Annotated in this window: 18 protein-coding genes; 10 read left to right on the forward strand and 8 right to left on the reverse strand. The window is 66.3% G+C overall.

What is annotated here, in order from left to right; all coding sequences use genetic code 11:
• Positions 1-81: 81 nt before the first annotated feature.
• The 7 genes from MTR65_RS05170 to MTR65_RS05200 all read right to left on the reverse strand — a co-directional run bounded on the left by MTR65_RS05170 (position 82) and on the right by MTR65_RS05200 (position 5,583).
• Positions 82-747, reverse strand: a complete 666-nt coding sequence (locus MTR65_RS05170; RefSeq protein WP_243797821.1) for a retropepsin-like aspartic protease family protein — start codon at positions 745-747, stop codon at positions 82-84.
• Between the two features lie 55 nt (positions 748-802).
• Positions 803-1,426 carry a retropepsin-like aspartic protease family protein gene (locus tag MTR65_RS05175; protein WP_243797823.1) on the reverse strand — a complete coding sequence of 208 codons (624 nt, stop codon included), beginning with the start codon at positions 1,424-1,426 and terminating at the stop codon, positions 803-805.
• Positions 1,423-2,598 (reverse strand): CCA tRNA nucleotidyltransferase, encoded by a 1,176-nt coding sequence (locus MTR65_RS05180; protein WP_243797825.1) that lies wholly within the window; start codon positions 2,596-2,598, stop codon positions 1,423-1,425. The genes MTR65_RS05175 and MTR65_RS05180 overlap by 4 nt, the downstream gene beginning before the upstream one ends.
• The gene (locus tag MTR65_RS05185; RefSeq protein ID WP_243797827.1) at positions 2,591-3,184 is read right to left on the reverse strand and encodes a CoA pyrophosphatase; all 594 of its coding nucleotides are present in this window, start codon (positions 3,182-3,184) and stop codon (positions 2,591-2,593) included. Before MTR65_RS05185 ends, MTR65_RS05180 begins: the two co-directional genes overlap by 8 nt.
• Positions 3,181-3,726 (reverse strand): DUF1285 domain-containing protein, encoded by a 546-nt coding sequence (locus MTR65_RS05190; protein WP_243797830.1) that lies wholly within the window; start codon positions 3,724-3,726, stop codon positions 3,181-3,183. The genes MTR65_RS05185 and MTR65_RS05190 overlap by 4 nt, the downstream gene beginning before the upstream one ends.
• A gap of 103 nt (positions 3,727-3,829) precedes the next feature.
• On the reverse strand, positions 3,830-4,357 hold the full coding sequence (locus tag MTR65_RS05195) for a GNAT family N-acetyltransferase (protein WP_226636879.1): 528 nt from the start codon (positions 4,355-4,357) through the stop codon (positions 3,830-3,832).
• A gap of 38 nt (positions 4,358-4,395) precedes the next feature.
• Positions 4,396-5,583, reverse strand: coding sequence for a PQQ-dependent sugar dehydrogenase (locus MTR65_RS05200; RefSeq protein WP_243797833.1), 1,188 nt, complete (start codon positions 5,581-5,583; stop codon positions 4,396-4,398).
• A 16-nt stretch (positions 5,584-5,599) separates the two neighbouring features.
• On the opposite strand from MTR65_RS05200, the gene MTR65_RS05205 reads away from it, so the two are divergent.
• The 5 genes from MTR65_RS05205 to MTR65_RS05225 all read left to right on the forward strand — a co-directional run bounded on the left by MTR65_RS05205 (position 5,600) and on the right by MTR65_RS05225 (position 10,707).
• Positions 5,600-6,238: a ribonuclease HII gene (locus tag MTR65_RS05205; protein ID WP_052322643.1), complete on the forward strand. Its 639-nt coding sequence runs from the start codon at positions 5,600-5,602 to the stop codon at positions 6,236-6,238.
• A gap of 263 nt (positions 6,239-6,501) precedes the next feature.
• On the forward strand, positions 6,502-7,635 hold the full coding sequence (locus MTR65_RS05210) for a site-specific DNA-methyltransferase (protein WP_327194316.1): 1,134 nt from the start codon (positions 6,502-6,504) through the stop codon (positions 7,633-7,635).
• Between the two features lie 58 nt (positions 7,636-7,693).
• A complete protein-coding gene (folP, locus tag MTR65_RS05215; RefSeq protein WP_243797836.1) occupies positions 7,694-8,806 on the forward strand; it encodes a dihydropteroate synthase in 1,113 nt (370 codons plus the stop codon).
• A 238-nt stretch (positions 8,807-9,044) separates the two neighbouring features.
• Entirely contained in the window at positions 9,045-9,419 is a 375-nt protein-coding gene (locus tag MTR65_RS05220; RefSeq protein WP_243797838.1) for a hypothetical protein, read from the forward strand.
• 130 nt (positions 9,420-9,549) lie between these two features.
• A complete protein-coding gene (locus MTR65_RS05225) occupies positions 9,550-10,707 on the forward strand; it encodes an alkaline phosphatase D family protein (RefSeq protein ID WP_243797840.1) in 1,158 nt (385 codons plus the stop codon).
• Here the strand turns inward: MTR65_RS05225 and MTR65_RS05230 are convergent.
• Positions 10,704-12,128, reverse strand: a complete 1,425-nt coding sequence (locus MTR65_RS05230; protein WP_226636869.1) for a sigma-54-dependent transcriptional regulator — start codon at positions 12,126-12,128, stop codon at positions 10,704-10,706. The two genes, MTR65_RS05225 and MTR65_RS05230, sit on opposite strands and share 4 nt — an antisense overlap.
• 284 nt (positions 12,129-12,412) lie before the next feature.
• Here MTR65_RS05230 and MTR65_RS05235 point away from each other — a divergent pair, with 284 nt between their 5' ends.
• From MTR65_RS05235 to MTR65_RS05255, 5 genes are read left to right on the forward strand one after another with little or no spacing between them, the layout of a single operon-like run.
• Positions 12,413-12,538, forward strand: coding sequence for an aa3-type cytochrome c oxidase subunit IV (locus MTR65_RS05235; RefSeq protein ID WP_084592220.1), 126 nt, complete (start codon positions 12,413-12,415; stop codon positions 12,536-12,538).
• Between the two features lie 44 nt (positions 12,539-12,582).
• Entirely contained in the window at positions 12,583-13,716 is a 1,134-nt protein-coding gene (locus MTR65_RS05240; RefSeq protein ID WP_243797842.1) for an NAD(P) transhydrogenase subunit alpha, read from the forward strand.
• A 20-nt stretch (positions 13,717-13,736) separates the two neighbouring features.
• Positions 13,737-14,021: an NAD(P) transhydrogenase subunit alpha part 2 gene (locus MTR65_RS05245; RefSeq protein WP_039393145.1), complete on the forward strand. Its 285-nt coding sequence runs from the start codon at positions 13,737-13,739 to the stop codon at positions 14,019-14,021.
• Positions 14,022-14,053: 32 nt separating this feature from the next.
• Positions 14,054-15,520, forward strand: coding sequence for an NAD(P)(+) transhydrogenase (Re/Si-specific) subunit beta (locus MTR65_RS05250; protein ID WP_243798123.1), 1,467 nt, complete (start codon positions 14,054-14,056; stop codon positions 15,518-15,520).
• A 39-nt stretch (positions 15,521-15,559) separates the two neighbouring features.
• Positions 15,560-15,877 carry a hypothetical protein gene (locus tag MTR65_RS05255; RefSeq protein ID WP_243797845.1) on the forward strand — a complete coding sequence of 106 codons (318 nt, stop codon included), beginning with the start codon at positions 15,560-15,562 and terminating at the stop codon, positions 15,875-15,877.
• Positions 15,878-15,919: the final 42 nt, after the last annotated feature.

Genomic DNA, 15,919 nt, shown 5'->3' on the forward strand with positions numbered 1-15,919 from the left:
TGGCGCGCCGCGCTGGCTGAAAGAGGTGAGGTCACCCATTTCGGGGCCAAGGGGCGATGGCCCCTTGAATAAATCCTTCTACTAGACTTCTTCCACCGACTGCGGATGGTTCGGCACGAGGATCAGCGTGCGTCCTTCAACCCGCCAGCTGGCAAGGCGCGAGAGCAGGTTCATCCCGATCACGTTCTGCTCGCCCAGGCCTGGCGCGACGACCGCGTCGAGATCGCGCGCGACGATGTTGCCGAAGCGCAGTTCGTCTACGGTGACCAGTTCGGCGGGGACGGTGCCATTGGCCGTGCGCATCGCGATCCGGCGCGGGACAGGCGAGGGTTCGATCTGCGCGGCCTGGGCCGTCACCGGGGCAAGCGCGGTGAGCGTCGCGCCGGTGTCGACGAGGAAGTCACGCTCGACACCGTTGATGCTGGCGCGGATCCAGAAGTGCCCGTCAGGGGCCATGGCAACCCGTGTCTCGCGGCCCTCGACGCTTTGCCGCTCAATGCCGACCTGGGGCAGGGCGAAGTCGAAGCCCGTATTGAGGCGCGCGAACTGGGCGATGGTGAGGAGCAGGGCGGCGACGAGGCCGAGGTTGCCCACGCCTTTCACGAAGCCGCCGAGGAAGGGCAGGGGACCGCGCAGGAGGCCGCCGATCATCGTGACCAGCAGCGCCCCCAGCGCGAGCGCAAGGAGCGGCTGGCCCGCGAGGTAGGTCGCAAGCTCATCGAGCTGGTCGGGAATTTCAAGGTCCATGGTCCCTATACTACCCGCAGATAGCTTGCCGGTTCCTGACCGGGATGGGCCGTGCTCACGGTGTCAGGATGAGCCGCTCGCCTTCCACGCGCCAGCTTTTCATCTGCGAGAGCAGGTTCATGCCGATGACGGCGGTGTCGTTCTGCGTGTCGGGCAGGACGGCGAGAGGCAGGTCGGTCGCCTCGATGGTGCCGAGGCGCAGCGAGCGGGCAAGGCCCATGCGCGCGACAACGGTGCCGTTGGCGGTGTCGAGCAGGCGTCCTTCGCCGCTCTGGCTGGCGGCAAGACCGGTGCGCTGCGCGACACTTTGCGGAACGGTAGTGTAAGTGGCGCCGGTGTCGATCATGAAGTCGACTGGTTCGCCATTGAGTTGGGCCTTGACCCAGAAGTGTCCGTCCGCGCGCATGGCGATGACGGTCTCGTCGCCTTCAATTCGGGCCTCGCGGGTGTGATCGAGCCAGAGCGCGGCGTCCGAGGTCCGGTTGCTGCCTGCGAACTGCACGACCGTCAGCAAGCCGGCGACAAGCAATCCGAGATAGGCGACATTGCGCATTCCCGTGCCAAGGCCCGGACGTTGCGTGCTCACCATCTGCGCGGCCACGGCGAGCACGATGGCGGCCACCGTTAACGCGAGGAGCGGCTGGCCTTCCAGCGTGGCACCAAGATCGCCTCCGCTCACGCGGGGCCTTGCTGCGCGATCACGTCGTCAAGCAGCTGCTCGACGCGCGGGCCTTCCGGGAACCCTTCCGCGATCCAGCGCGCTTCGACGGCGCGCAGGACACGCGCGACCTCGGGCCCAGCACCGACACCGCGCGCGACGATCTGTCCGCCCTTGAGCGGGAAGGTGGGGATGCTCCAGCCCTTGAGAGGGGTCACATCGGCCCCCGCAATCAGCAGGCGGTCGAGCGCCTGGTCCATGCCCAGTCGGAAGGCGAGGGCCCGCGGTGCACCGGGAATATCCTCGCGCGCCGCGGCAAGCGCCAGGCGCTTCTTCTGTGCGCCGGAAAGCCGGAAGCGCGAGGCGATCTGTTCGCCAAGAGCCACATCGGCCGGGAGCAGAGCGGCAAGTCGGCGTACTGGATCAGGCGCGATCCCCTCGCGCTGCTCGCAGGCGATAAGGGCGGCGAGCGCTTCGGGGCGGGCCTCGGGCAGGATCACGTCGAGAACGCCCAGCGCCTTCATGCGCGCGATGGTCGGCGCGGGATCGGCGAGGCCGAGGAGGTTCATCGTCTCCATGCCTACCCGCTCGCGCGAGAGGCCCTTGAGTGTCGCGGCGAGTTCGCGGCAAGCGCTTTCGGCTTCTTCGTCGGCGGGCTGGCTGCCGAACCGGGCCTGGAAGCGGAAGTAGCGCAGGATACGCAGGTGATCCTCGCGGATGCGCTGGCGGGCATCGCCGATAAAGCGCACGGTGCGCGTGGCAAGGTCGGCCTGGCCCTCGAAATAGTCGAAGATCGTGCCGTCCACAGGATCGGCGTAGAGGGCGTTGATGGTGAAGTCGCGGCGCGCGGCGTCCTCGTGCCACTCCTGCGCGAAGGCGACCGTGGCGCGGCGCCCGTCGGTGGAGACGTCGTGGCGCAGCGTGGTGATCTCGACCGGGCCGCCGGGCAGGACCGCGGTGACGGTGCCGTGTTCGATGCCGGTGGGCACGCGCCGGATCCCGGCATCCTCAAGGCGCTGCATGACCTCTTCAGGACGCAGCGTGGTGGCCATGTCGATGTCCTTGACGGCGAGGCCTAGCAAGGTATCGCGCACCGCGCCGCCGACGTAGCGCGCACAGTCCTTGCCCAGTGCCGCGACCAGATCGGCGAGATCCGCGCGGCCCATCCATTCGGCGCGAAGCCGTTCAGTCATGCCAGTTCAGCCTATGCGTCAGGTTGGTGATGATGGCGCCGGTGACGCCCCAGATGCGGTGCCCCTCCCACATGATCTCGACATATTCGCGCTGTGCGCCTTCCCATTTCAGACTCCTGGCTTTCTGGTTGGCGGGATCGAGCACGAAGTCGACCGGGGCTTCGAACCACTTGGCAACCTCGGCGGGGTTGGGGCGGATCTCGATGTCGGGGGGCACGATGCCAAGGACCGGCGTGATCTCGTAGCCGCTGCCGGTGCGGTAGAGATCACCCGTGCCGACGACCCGCACGCACGCGGGATCAATGCCCAGTTCCTCGTTCGCTTCGCGCAAGGCGGCCTCGACAGGCGCTTCGCCCGGATCGATCCGGCCGCCGGGAAAGGCGACTTGCCCCGGATGTGCGCGCATCGAGGAAGGGCGGTGAAGGAGGAGCATGCCGGGGCGCTCGCGTTCGGTCAGCGCGATGAGGACGGCGGCGGGGATGAAGTTCTCGATCTGCGCGGTGCGCGGATCGGTGAAGCGGTGGGGCTGGGCATGGCCCTCGCGCGCCTCGAAGCGGCGCTTCACGGCCTCGAACAGGGCGCTCATGCCGGGCTCAGCGGGAAACGGGCGGTGCCGCTGGTGACCGAGAGGTCATCGCCGGCAAGCGCGATCTCGGCGAGCTGGGCGTAGGTGCTGCGGTTGAGCCGGGCACGGCAGCCGTGGCGCACGCCAAGGTAGATGGCGGGGGTGTCGGGATCGCCTTCGGCCGTGACCCGGTGCGCAGGGCCCGCGATCACGAGGTCATCGGTGTTGAGGCGAAAGACGAGATTGCCGTCCTCCTCCTTGAGGTCGACGGCGAGGAACGCGGCGTCCTCCACCGCGATCGACAGCTTCTGGGTGGGGGTGACCAGCCAGTGCTGGCCGTCCCCGTCGCACAGCAGGAGCGATGCAAAGGCGCGCACCATCGCGGGGCGCGTGATCAGGCCGTCCTCGTGGTACCACCGTCCGTCGGCGGCGATGCGCATGTGGCTGTCCCCGACATGCGAAGGCTCCCAGGTCTCGACAGGCGGCAGCCGCCGCGCTTCGAGGAGCGCGGCCACATCGGCGAGGGAAAGGCCGGCAAGGTCGGGTGGGGCTTCATAGGGCATGGCGTGTGCGATGCCAGATAGGCACGCACGCGCCAAGCGCCAAGCCTTTCCAGCTTCATTCCCGAGCCAGGCGCCGCGATATGCGGCCGGGACCTGGTCCGGTTCAGCGCGTCCAGGGGCCGAGCGTGCCCTTTGCGGGCAGCACGGCGGGGTTGTCGCAGCGCACCAGCAGGCGGCTCGCCTCGAACGGACCGGGCAGGTCCCAGCCTTGCGTCTGGGCGTTGCTGAAGCCCCAGAAGCGGCCGTAGTATTCGGGATCGCCGATGAGGACCTGCGGGAGCGGGGCGCGTTCGTCGATGCCCGACATGGCCGCTGACATCAACGCCTGGCCGTAGCCGCGGTTCTGTTCCTCGGGTAGGACGGCAACGGGGCCGACCATGATCATCGGGTGCGCGCGACCATCGTCGTCGGTCAGCGCGACCGGCCAGCACTGGATCGAGCCGACCATCATGTCCTTGTCGTCCATGACCGCGAAGCTGAGCGCAGGCAGCCATTCCATGCCTTCACGCACCTTGTAGGCGGTGCGCTGGCGTCGCTCGGGTTCGAACGCACGGTCGAGGAGATCCTCGACGAGGGCGGGGTCGACGTTGTCGAGCGGAATGACGGTGGCGGTTTCGGACGAGTTGGACATGGCGCGCGCCGATAGGGCGGGCTGCGCGCTTTGTCGATTCAATTCGCGCTTTGGCCCTTGGCAGGCGGCACCAGTTTGAGGAGGTGTCCGCTGTCCGGAGCCGGCCCGTCTTCCAGCAGCCAGATCTCGCCCGAGGGTGTCTCGCGCACCTCGCGGATGCGGTGATCGAGTTCATAGCGTGCCTCTTCAACACCTTGCGTGCCGTTGAGGGCGACAAGGACGAGGCCGGGGACGGAGAAGGAGGCAATGACGGCCTTGTCGTGGAAGCCGGGGTAGCGGTCTCCCTTGTAGAGGATGAAATCGCCCGGTGCGATCACCGGGTTCCAGCTGATGGCGGGCCCGGCAAGGTCGGGGCGGGTGGAGTGGCGCGGGATCGGGTCACCGTTGTAGTGATCGCCGTCCGAGACCAGCGGCCAGCCGTAGTTGAGCCCTGCCTCGACGCGGTTGATCTCGTCGCCGCCAGCCGGTCCGTGTTCAAGGTCCCACAGGTCCCCGTTCGCATCGAAGGCAAGGCCAAGGACGTTGCGGTGGCCATAGGACCAGATCTCGTCCGAGGGTGAGCCCTTGTCGGCGAAGGGATTGCCAGGCGCCGGGGAGCCATCGGGCAGCAGGCGCACGATGGTGCCCAGCGTGTTCGAGGTGTCCTGTGCGGGCTCGCCCTTCTGCCGCTCCCCCGAGCTTACGAAGAGGTAGCTTTCGTCGGGCGAGAAGGCGAGGCGGTGCGAATAGTGTCCGGCGCCTGTCACCTTGGGGGTCTGGCGCCAGATGACCTCAAGGCCTTCCAGAGCACAGCTGGCCGGCGCCGAACAAGTGAGGGTGCCAAGCCCCACGGCTGCACCGCGCGTGTCGCCGTCGCCGGGCTCGGCCCAGGAAAGATAGACCCGGCGTCCGTCGAGCGAGCCGTTCTCGGGCGGTGTCCAGTCGGCCTGCGGGGCGAGGAGGACATCGCCAAGCCCGCCCTGGCCCTGGTAGGCGACCTTTGGCGCGCCGCTGACGGTTCCTGTGCTGCCATCGGGGAGGTAGAGGCGGATCGTCCCGGCTTTCTCGGTGATGATCGCGGTGTTGGTGGCCGCATCGATGTCCATCGCCCAGGGCTCCTCGAAGCTGGCCAGCGTTTCCACCGTGAAGGGGGGAGGCGCGGCTTCGGGAGCCGGGCGCGTGTCGGAGGCCGAAGATCCGCAGCTTGCCAGCGCCAGCCCGAGCGCCGATAGGGACGGCAGAAACATGGATTTTCCGGAGATCATGACGCTTCCTTCTATCGGCCCCTACGGGGGCATCGCGCTGGTTCGCCCGCATGTCATGGGCATCGACGAGGCCGGTCGTGGGCCGCTGGCCGGTCCCGTTGTGGCGGGCGCTGTGCTGCTTGGCAAGAACGCCCCGGCCGGGCTCGACGATTCCAAGAAACTCTCGGCCAGCCGCCGGTTGCAGCTGGAAACAGAAATACACAAAACCTGTCTCTGGGCGGTTGGCGTGGTGGATGTCGAGACGATCGATCGCATCAACATTTTTGCCGCGACCATGCTGGCGATGACCCGCGCGGCCAGTTCGCTGTGCTCCAAGGCCGGGCTCGAGCCGGACGAGGTGCTTGTCGACGGTAACAAGACGCCGGAGGGACGCAGCGAGGGCTGGCGCTGGCCCAACGTGCGCGCGATCGTGGGCGGCGATGGCAGCGAGGCGGCGATCTCGGCGGCCTCGATCATCGCCAAGCAGCACCGCGACCGGATCATGCGTGTCCTGGCGCAGGCCTTTCCGATGTATGGCTGGGAGCGCAATGCCGGTTACGGCACGGCGGGGCACCTTGCCGCCCTGCGCGAGCACGGGCCGAGCCCGCATCACCGGCGCAGTTTTTCGCCCATCGCCCAGCTTGAGATGGCCTTCTGATCGCGCACCTCTGATCCCGGGCGCGACATCGGATTTCGGGCTGGCGTAAAAAAATTTCGCGAAGGCCGGTTGGTTGCTCGGCACAAGATGTTGAGTCGGTCGTGAATCGCGAGACTCCATATGCTGTGTCGGATTCGTTTTGTTCCGTTTTATGATACCTTGAATCATCAGGATTCCCGGCGAGTCGCAGCTTGACGGCGACTCGCCGATGAATCATTAGGGTCGTCTTTCCACAGTTAATTACGGTTTTAGACGGGGTCATAATGGGTCAGGTACTGGTCAAAGAACGGATTCGTGCGAAGGCACCGGCGCCGACCCCGAAGGAACTGCTGCCGCTTGGCCAGATCATCCCGGGCGACTGCATCGAGGCGATGCGCCAGATCCCCGACGCGAGCGTCGACATGGTCTTCGCCGACCCGCCGTACAACCTGCAGCTGGGCGGCGATCTTGATCGTCCCGACGGCAGCCGCGTCGATGCGGTCAACGACGAATGGGACAAGTTCTCCAGCTTTGCCGCCTACGACCAGTTTACCCGTGACTGGCTGACCGAGGCGCGCCGTGTTCTCAAGCCCGATGGTTCGCTGTGGGTGATCGGCTCGTACCACAACGTGTTCCGCCTCGGCGCGATCATGCAGGACATGGGCTTCTGGATCCTGAACGACATCGTGTGGCGCAAGGCGAACCCGATGCCCAACTTCAAGGGCACACGCTTCACCAACGCGCACGAGACGCTGATCTGGGCGAGCATGGGTGAAAAGGCGAAGTACACCTTCAACTACCGCGCGATGAAGACGCTGAACGATGAACTCCAGATGCGTTCGGACTGGCACCTGCCGATCTGCAACGGCGCGGAGCGTCTGAAGAAGGAAGGCCGCAAGGTCCACCCGACGCAGAAGCCCGAGGCGCTGCTCTACCGCGTGCTGCTCGCCACCACCAACAAGGGCGATGTCGTCCTCGATCCCTTCTTCGGCACCGGCACCACCGGCGCCGTCGCCAAGCGCCTTGGCCGCGAATGGATCGGCTGCGAGCGCGAGGGCGACTACCGCGAAGCGGCGATGGAGCGCATCGAGATGGCGCTCGAACTCGACGAGAGTTCGCTCAAGACCATGCAGTCCAAGCGTGCGGCGCCCAAGGTCGCCTTCGGCACGCTGGTGGAGACCGGCTGGATCGCGCCGGGCACCGAACTGACCGCCAAGAAGGGCAAGTTCACCGCGACCGTGCGCGCCGACGGCTCGCTCGCTTCGGGGCCTGTGACGGGCTCGATCCATGGCGTGGGTAAGGAACTGCAGGGCGCGCCCTCGTGCAACGGCTGGACCTTCTGGAGCATCCAGCACGAAGGCAAGCTCAAGCCGCTTGACGACATCCGCCAGCTCTACCTGCTTGCCACCGAACCGTGAGACGAGGGCCTTCCTCACCCTCTCTCGACACCGTCCGGTAAAAGGCTAAAGAGCCGCCATGCCCCGCAAGATCTATATCCGCCCGATCGCTCTGGTCGACAGTCCCCAGAGCGAAGCGGGCAACGCTGTCCGCCTTGGCGGTTCGCTGGCCTGGGCCAGCCGCTTCGCCCTTATCGAACGTAAAGGGCGCAAGGTTGTCGCGCGCTCGCTGGTCGATGCAGCGGCCATGCCCGATGCGATTGCGGCGCTCGATGCGCCCCTGAAGGCGCAGGCCGAGGCGCAGTGGGCGGCGCTTGCAAAGGTTCACGCACCGATCACCTGCGGCGAGCGCACGATCCGGCTCGACCAGCCGCAGGTCATGGGCATTCTCAACATGACGCCCGACAGCTTTTCCGATGGCGGGCGCTTCCTGGACCACCCCGATGTCGCCATCGACCACGCCGTGGGCATGCTGGAAGAGGGCGCCGCGATCATCGACGTGGGGGGCGAGTCCACACGCCCCGGTGCAGCCGCGGTCTGGGAAGGGGATGAGATCAAGCGCGTCGTGCCCATGGTCGAGCGGCTTGCCATGATGGGCGCCGCGATCAGCCTCGACACCCGCCGCGCGGCGGTGATGGAGGCCGCGCTGGCGGCTGGCGCGCACATCATCAATGACGTCTCGGCGCTGCGCTACGATCCCCGCAGCCTGGAACTGGCGGCCGCTTCGAACGCGCCGGTGGTGCTGATGCACGCGCCGGGCAAGGGCGATGACCTCCACTCGGACGGGCACTACGCCGATGTCGTTCTCGACGTCTTCGACTGGCTGGAAGTGGCCCGCGACGAGGCCGTGGCCGCCGGCATCGCGCGCGAGCGCATTCTGCTCGATCCGGGCATCGGCTTTGGCAAGACCTTGGCCGAGAACCTCGCGCTGATGAACGCCCTCGCGCTGTACCACGCACTCGGCCATCCGCTGCTGGTGGGGGCAAGCCGAAAGCGCATGATTGGCGCCCTCTCGAACGAGGCGGCGGCGCACGAGCGTCTGGGCGGTTCGATCACGCTGGCGCTCAAGGCCATCGAGGCGGGCGCGCATATCGTACGCGTCCACGACGTGGCCGAAACGGTGCAGGCCGTGCGGGTGTGGCGCGGCATGCGCGATGCGGCGCTCACCGACTTCTCGCAACTGGTGGATTGATCGGGCCGCCACAGGGCGCTCCGATCTTCCGAAATCTTGACCGTGGATGAACCGCAGATTTCTGTGGGATGAACCCGCAAGGCGCGGTGCGTGCAGCGGTGCACGCATCGCCGTTTTCGTCGCGCCAAGGGTTCATTTCGTCGCTTCGCCGGGAGGGATTTGCCCGGCCGGCCCGTTTCCCTCTCGAACGCAAGGCAATCATGCCCGGCGCTGATTTCGAAGAAGGGAGATACGTCCCATGATCAAGACCAAGACCTTTCGCACCGCCGTTCTCGCCGCTGCCGTGGCCATCCCCGCAGGCGCAGCTGTCGCCGCCATGCCGATGAGCGACATGCCCATGACCGCCGAGCAGCAGTGGGCCCAGACCGAGGAAGGACGCATCATGACCTCGCCCATCGCGGGTATCGAGAATTCCCAGTGGTTCGATTACCAGGGCAATGTCCTGGAGACGAAGAAGGAGCTTTCGAGCGACCTCAAGCGCGCGACTGACCTGGAAGACGCCCGCGACGCTTACGGGGAGTACGCCCACGAGCTGAAGGACAACCGGCTCGATTATGCCGAATACATGGCGGAAAAGGGCCACACGGTGCCCCGCGTCTACCTCGAGAACTGATCCGACCTCTTTCCCCTCAAGAGATTTGGACAAAAGCGTCGTTGGCCTTGGGCCAGCGGCGCTTTCGCGTTGAAGGGAAGGCTCGGCCGTGATGTCTTGAAAAGGTCATGGCGCTTTGGGAGAAGGCGCCATGCTGACCTCCTCGCGCCGCCGCTTCCTGTTCCTGTCCACGAGCGGCCTTGTCGCAGGTGGAGCCGCTCATGCGCAGAACTCCACGCCAGCCGCGCTGCTGGAGCCCTACTACCGCGACCTTGAAGACGAGATCACGCTCCCCCGCGCGCCCGAGGGGCCGCAGCTTGCCCCCGAGACCGAGATCACCCGCTTTGCGGTCGGCAGCTGCAACAATCAGGAAGGCGACCAGTCCTTCTGGCAGGGCATCGCCAGCCGCAACCCTCAGCTCTTTCTCTACATCGGCGACAACGTTTACGGCGATCCGGGCTGGGACGGAGGTGCGGACCTGGGCTCGCTGCGCCGTGCCTACGAACGCCTCAATGGCCACCCGGAATTCCAGGAATTTCGCAAGACTGTCCCAATGCACACGGTGTGGGACGATCACGACTACGGCTTCAACGATGGCGGTGCCGTGTTCCCGTTCAAGCGCTGGTCCGAGCACATCTACGAGACGTTCTGGAATTCGCCCGAGGACGTGCGTGGGCGCGAGGGCGTCTACCATGCGCGCACTTACGGGCCGCAAGGGCGCCGGGTGCAGATCATCCTTCTCGACACCCGTTTCCAGCGCTCGCCGCTCGTGCCGCCTGCGCCGGGCCAGACCCTGCCGGTAAACGGGCGCTACGTGCCCGATACCAGCGCGGACGCGCAGATGCTGGGGGAGGCGCAGTGGACCTGGCTGGCCGAAGAGCTGGCAAAGCCTGCGGACCTGCGCGTGGTCGTCTCCTCGATCCAGGTGCTCTCCGATGCGCACTTGTGGGAGGGCTGGGAGCTCATGCCGCGCGAGCGGGAACGTCTTTACGCCGCGTTGGCTGCGCGCAAGGGCGGTGGGCTCGTCCTCCTGTCGGGCGACCGGCACGTTGGCGGGATCTACCGCAAGGACGTGCCCGGGGCCGCGCAGGGCCTTTGGGAGATGACCGCTTCCTCGCTCAACCGGCCCAACGCCAGCAATGCCGAAGCGACCGCGCGTGAGCCCGATGCGGACCGGCAGGGGATGTGCGTGGGCGATGCGAATTTCGGCGAAGTCGTCGTGGATTGGACAGCGCGCAAAGTGACGCTGACGGTCTGCCGCACGGACGGGCAGCCGCTCGTCACGCGCAGCTTCGGGTTTGCGGCCTAGGCCGCGTTGTCGATGCCGAGATCGGCCAGCTTGCGGTAGAGGGTCGAGCGGCCAATGCCCAGGCGCCGGGCCACTTCGGTCATCCGGCCCCGGTAGAGCCCGATGGCAAGACGGATAACGTCGGCCTCGATGTCCTCCAGCCGGCGCAGGTTGCCGTCGGGAGTGTAGAGCATCACGCCCGCACTCTCCTGCAGCGGATTGCCCGCGACGTTGGAGGGGCCGGGGCCGAGGATGGCGAGGAGCTGCGGGAAGTCCTCGGAGGTAAGTGCATCACCGTCGCAGAAGACTGAGGCACGGAACAGCGCGGCCTGAAGCTGGCGGACGTTCTCGGGCCAGTCGTAGGCGGCCAGAAGCGAGAGCGCGCCATCAGTGATGCCCAGTTCGCGCAGGCCCGGCTGTTCGCCGATCCGCGCGAGGAAATAGCGGGTGAGGGCCGGGATGTCGCCCGAACGCTCGCGCAAGGGCGGCAGCGTGACCTTGGTGTGGCCCAGCGCTTCGGCAAGTTCGGGAAGGAAGTTCCCGGTCGCGGCAAGGTCGGCCAGGGGCAGGTTGCTTGAGGAAATCAGGCGCACGTCGATGCGGAACGAATGGCGCGCGCCGATGGGGCGCACGTCCCCCTTGCGGATCGATTCGAGCAGGCGTTCCTGCACCGACATCGGCAGGCAATCGACTTCGTCGAGGGCAAGGGTCGCGCCGTCGGCGTGCTGAAGCGCGCCGACCTGGCGTTCGAAGGCGCCGGGAAAGGCGCCTTTCTCGTGCCCAAACAGGACAGACTCGATGGAATTGGCGGGAATGCCGCTGATGTTGATGAGGCGCAGCGGCATCTTCGCGCGCGAGGAGGCTGCGTGCATGGCGCGCACCAGCATCTCCTTGCCGGTGCCGCTCTCCCCCTCGATCAGCACGGGATGGTGGCCGCGCGCCGCCTTGGCGGCGACGGCGAGCGCCTTGCGGAAATTGGGGGCAGCCCCGATCATCGATTCGAAGTCGGGACGCGAGGGCATCTTCTCGGTGAGCGGGGCGAGCTCGTCGCGCGCGGCCTCGCGCGTGGTCGCCGAGCGCAGCGCGTGCATCAGCCGCTCGGGCGCGACGGGTTTCACAAGGTAATCGCTGGCACCCGCGCGCATCGCCTCGACCGCGAGCAGCGGCGAGGTGCTGGCCGTGATCATGAGGATGGGCAGGGCCGGGCGGCGCGACTTGAGTTCGCTGATGAGCGCACAGGCATCATCGCCAGGCACCCATTGGTCGAGAATGATCGCCGAGAGCTGCATGCCCTGACGTGTGCCAAGCATGGCGATGGCGGTTTCCGCGTCCTGCGCGATGACCGTACGCCAACCTTCGCGCGCCGCCAGCGCCGAAATGAGACGGCTCTGGGCCGGCTCGTCGTCGATCAGCATCAGCAGGCGTTGCTCGTATTCGGCCATGGTGCGCGTCAGGGTCCTCACATGTACCGGTTTGATACAGCACCTTATGTGCGGGAGGTAAAGACGGGATTAAGCCTGTTCTTTGCGACACGTAGCGTTGCGTTCGCCTTTAGGCTAATAGACCGGGCGTGCGGTGGCTCCGATAACACCCGGGCGCCGTGCAACGCGATGATTTCGACTGCCCCCGCGATATTGCGCCTGGCGCCGGGCGGGGAAGGTTGAGGGAACAGGACCGGCGCCCTAGGCTGGCGGTGGTCCGAATGAACAGGGGAAGGACGCAAGACATGGCTTCGGGGCACGACATCAAGACTTCGCAGGCAACCTACAACGGGTTCATCAAGGCCGCGACCTGGGGGACGGGGTTCTGCATCCTGGTGACCGCGTTCGTGGTGGGGCTCATCGCCTCCTGACCTGACACCAGGTCCACACCATTCGATAGAACAGGGGCTCGAACATGGTTACGGGCAGGAAGATCGCCGTTCTACGCGAACGTGCGAGCGGGGAGGCGCGCGTCTCGGCAACGCCCGAGACGGTGAAGAAATTGATCGCGCTGGGCGCGGCGCTCCATGTCGAGAGCGGGGCGGGCCTGTCAGCCTCGATCCCGGACGAGGCGTACCGCGAGGCGGGCGCCGATGTGGGCGAAGCGGCGGCGGTCGTGGCCGGAGCGGACATCGTCCTGGGCGTACAGGGCCCCGATGTTGCGCTCCTGTTCGGCGTTGCGCCGGGCGCATGGGTGGTCGCCGGGCTCGATCCCTTCGGTCAGCGCGCCCGAGTAGACGCCTATGCGCAGGCAGGTCTCGAGGCGCTGGCGATGGAATTCATGCCACGCATCACCCGCGCGCAGTCGATGGATATCCTCTCCAGCCAGTCCAACCTTGCGGGCTACAAGGCGGTGATCCTGGCGGCCGACACCTATGGCCGGGCCTTTCCGATGATGATGACGGCGGCGGGCACGATCAGTGCGGCCAAGTGCTTCGTGATGGGCGTGGGCGTGGCGGGCCTTCAGGCGATTGCCACCGCGCGGCGGCTGGGCGCACAGGTCTCGGCGACCGACGTGCGCTCGGCGACGAAGGAGCAGATCCTCTCGCTCGGTGCCAAGCCGATCTTCGTGGAGAATGTCGCGGGGATCGAGGGCGAAGGCGCGGGCGGCTACGCCACCGAAATGAGCGAGGAGTACCAGAAGGCGCAAGGCGAACTGGTGTCGAGCCATATCGCCAAGCAGGACATCGTCATCACGACCGCGCTCATTCCGGGTCGCCCCGCGCCGCGCCTTATCACCGATGCGCAGATTGCCTCGATGAAGCCAGGGAGCGTGATCTTCGATCTGGCCGCGCCCCAGGGCGGCAACGTGGAAGGGACCGTTGCCGACGAGGTGGTGGAAAAACACGGGGTGAAGATCATCGGCCTGTCGAACACGCCGGCGCACCTGCCTGCGGACGCCTCGGCGCTGTTCGCGCGCAACCTGTTCAATTTCCTCTCCGCCTTCTGGGACACGGAGGCAGGTGGGCCCGTGCTCGATGCGGAGATCGGTGATGCCATTCGCCTGACGCAGGGTGGCAAGATCGTTCATGAGCGGCTGCTCGGCTGACAGGGAGGAGGAGAAGACCCATGGATTTCATCAGTATCCTCTCGATCTTCGTGCTGGCCTGCTTCGTGGGCTACTACGTCGTCTGGTCGGTGACGCCCGCGCTGCACACGCCGTTGATGGCGGTGACCAATGCGATTTCCTCGGTCATCATCGTGGGCGCGCTGGTGGCGAGCGCGGCGGCTGGGGTTCCGGGCGCGAAGTGGCTCGGCCTTGCCGCGGTCGTCCTTGCCAGCGTCAACATCTTCGGCGGCTTTGCCGTCACCGAACGTATGCTTGCGATGTACAAGAAGAAGGAGAAGAAGTGATGGGGCTTCCTCTCCTCTCGGCCGTGGCGCCCATGCCGGTTATCGAGACCGTTCAAGAGATCGAAATCGTCGAGGGGCACGCGGTGAACCCCTGGGTGGCGCTCGCCTATCTTGTTGCGGGCGTCTGCTTCATCCTTGCTCTACGCGGGCTTTCGCATCCCACCACCAGCCGTAAGGGCAATCGCTACGGCATGATCGGCATGGGCATTGCGGTCGTGACCACTCTGGTCACGCACGAGATCGCCAGCCTGCCCGAAATCGCCGGAGCCATTGCGCTTGGCGGGGTGATCGGCTTCGTCATCGCGCGGCGCATCGCCATGACCGCGATGCCCCAGCTCGTCGCCGCGTTCCACTCGCTCGTCGGGCTCGCTGCCGTGCTGGTGGGACTGGCGGCCTGGCTCAATCCCGGCGCCTTCGAGATCCTCGATGCGACGGGTCAGATCATGGTTGCCAGCCGTATCGAGATGGGCCTTGGCATTGCCATCGGCGCGATCACTTTCTCAGGCTCGATCATCGCCTTCCTGAAGCTCAACGGGAACATGTCGGGATCGCCGATCCTGCTGCCTGGACGGCATCTCCTCAACCTGGCCGTGCTCGTCGCGATCCTGGGCCTTGTAGGGGCTTACGCGATGAGCGGGGCAGGCGGTCCGGGCGAGGGGCTGCTGATCGTGTGGATCACGCTCTTGGCCTTCGTGATCGGCTTCCTGCTCATCATCCCGATCGGCGGGGCGGACATGCCGGTCGTCGTCTCGATGCTCAATTCCTATTCGGGCTGGGCGGCCGCGGCGATGGGCTTTACGCTCCACAACACCGCGATGATCATCACTGGCGCGCTGGTGGGCTCCTCGGGTGCGATCCTTTCCTACATCATGTGCAAGGCGATGAACCGCTCGTTCGTCTCGGTCATTGCAGGCGGCTTCGGGGCGGATGCCGCAGGTTCAGCAGGGAACGGCGGAACCGGGGAACAGCGCCCCTGGAAACGCGGTTCCGCTGAAGACGCGGCCTTCCTGATGAAGGAGGCGGAGAACGTCATCATCATCCCGGGCTACGGCATGGCGGTTGCACAGGCCCAGCACGCGCTGCGTGAGATGACCGATATGCTGAAGGAGCACGGCGTCTCGGTGAAATTCGCGATCCATCCCGTGGCCGGGCGCATGCCGGGGCACATGAACGTGCTCCTCGCCGAAGCCAACGTGCCCTACGACGACGTCTTCGAACTGGAGGACATCAATTCCGAGTTCGCGCAGGCCGACGTCGCCTTCATCATCGGCGCGAACGACGTCGTGAACCCGGCCGCGCGCACCGACAAGTCCTCGCCCATCTACGGCATGCCCGTGTTCGACGTGGAGAAGGCCAAGACGATCTTCTTCATCAAGCGCTCCATGGGCGGGCAGGGCTATGCGGGCGTCGACAACGATGTGTTCTACATGGACCAGACCATGATGCTTCTGGCCGACGCGAAGAAGATGGTCGAGGAAATCGTCAAGGCGCTCGATTAACCCCTTGGAAAAACGGGTGGCACCCCCGACCTTGCGGGAATGACCACACTAATCCGACTGGCCGTGCTGGCCGCTGCCCTGTTCGCCGCCTGGACCTTCGGTGTGCCGGCCTATGCCCAGTTGCGGATCGACGGCGCGCTGCGCGATGCCGGTGTGCGCGAAAAGGTCGCCTCGTGCATCGCAGGCCGCATGGCCGAGGACCTCTCGCCCCTGCAGCTCTGGTCGCTGCGCAGCCTGGAAGGCGAGAAGACGACGATGCGCGACTGGCTCGACGCGGTCGGCCGGATCGAGGATCCCCAGGTGCTGCGTGTCGCGGGCCAAAGCGCAGCCTTGTGTTCGAGTGGGCTCGCCCGCTAGGACGGCAGGACGGATCGCTCAACGCCGAATGCGGGAAAGAAT

Origin of the sequence: Novosphingobium mangrovi (assembly GCF_022818885.1) — a bacterium.
Lineage (GTDB): Bacteria > Pseudomonadota > Alphaproteobacteria > Sphingomonadales > Sphingomonadaceae > Novosphingobium > Novosphingobium mangrovi.

Bases quoted from the DNA above. Each gene is read 5' to 3' on its own strand.
- MTR65_RS05170 (WP_243797821.1), bottom strand. From the start codon at position 747: ATGGACCTTGAAATTCCCGACCAGCTCGATGAGCTTGCGACCTACCTC.
- MTR65_RS05180 (WP_243797825.1), bottom strand. From the start codon at position 2,598: ATGACTGAACGGCTTCGCGCCGAATGGATGGGCCGCGCGGATCTCGCC.
- MTR65_RS05185 (WP_243797827.1), bottom strand. From the start codon at position 3,184: ATGAGCGCCCTGTTCGAGGCCGTGAAGCGCCGCTTCGAGGCGCGCGAG.
- MTR65_RS05190 (WP_243797830.1), bottom strand. From the start codon at position 3,726: ATGCCCTATGAAGCCCCACCCGACCTTGCCGGCCTTTCCCTCGCCGAT.
- MTR65_RS05195 (WP_226636879.1), bottom strand. From the start codon at position 4,357: ATGTCCAACTCGTCCGAAACCGCCACCGTCATTCCGCTCGACAACGTC.
- MTR65_RS05200 (WP_243797833.1), bottom strand. From the start codon at position 5,583: ATGTTTCTGCCGTCCCTATCGGCGCTCGGGCTGGCGCTGGCAAGCTGC.
- MTR65_RS05205 (WP_052322643.1), top strand. From the start codon at position 5,600: ATGACGCTTCCTTCTATCGGCCCCTACGGGGGCATCGCGCTGGTTCGC.
- MTR65_RS05210 (WP_327194316.1), top strand. From the start codon at position 6,502: ATGGGTCAGGTACTGGTCAAAGAACGGATTCGTGCGAAGGCACCGGCG.
- folP (WP_243797836.1), top strand. From the start codon at position 7,694: ATGCCCCGCAAGATCTATATCCGCCCGATCGCTCTGGTCGACAGTCCC.
- MTR65_RS05220 (WP_243797838.1), top strand. From the start codon at position 9,045: ATGATCAAGACCAAGACCTTTCGCACCGCCGTTCTCGCCGCTGCCGTG.
- MTR65_RS05225 (WP_243797840.1), top strand. From the start codon at position 9,550: ATGCTGACCTCCTCGCGCCGCCGCTTCCTGTTCCTGTCCACGAGCGGC.
- MTR65_RS05230 (WP_226636869.1), bottom strand. From the start codon at position 12,128: ATGGCCGAATACGAGCAACGCCTGCTGATGCTGATCGACGACGAGCCG.
- MTR65_RS05235 (WP_084592220.1), top strand. From the start codon at position 12,413: ATGGCTTCGGGGCACGACATCAAGACTTCGCAGGCAACCTACAACGGG.
- MTR65_RS05240 (WP_243797842.1), top strand. From the start codon at position 12,583: ATGGTTACGGGCAGGAAGATCGCCGTTCTACGCGAACGTGCGAGCGGG.
- MTR65_RS05245 (WP_039393145.1), top strand. From the start codon at position 13,737: ATGGATTTCATCAGTATCCTCTCGATCTTCGTGCTGGCCTGCTTCGTG.
- MTR65_RS05250 (WP_243798123.1), top strand. From the start codon at position 14,054: ATGCCGGTTATCGAGACCGTTCAAGAGATCGAAATCGTCGAGGGGCAC.
- MTR65_RS05255 (WP_243797845.1), top strand. From the start codon at position 15,560: ATGACCACACTAATCCGACTGGCCGTGCTGGCCGCTGCCCTGTTCGCC.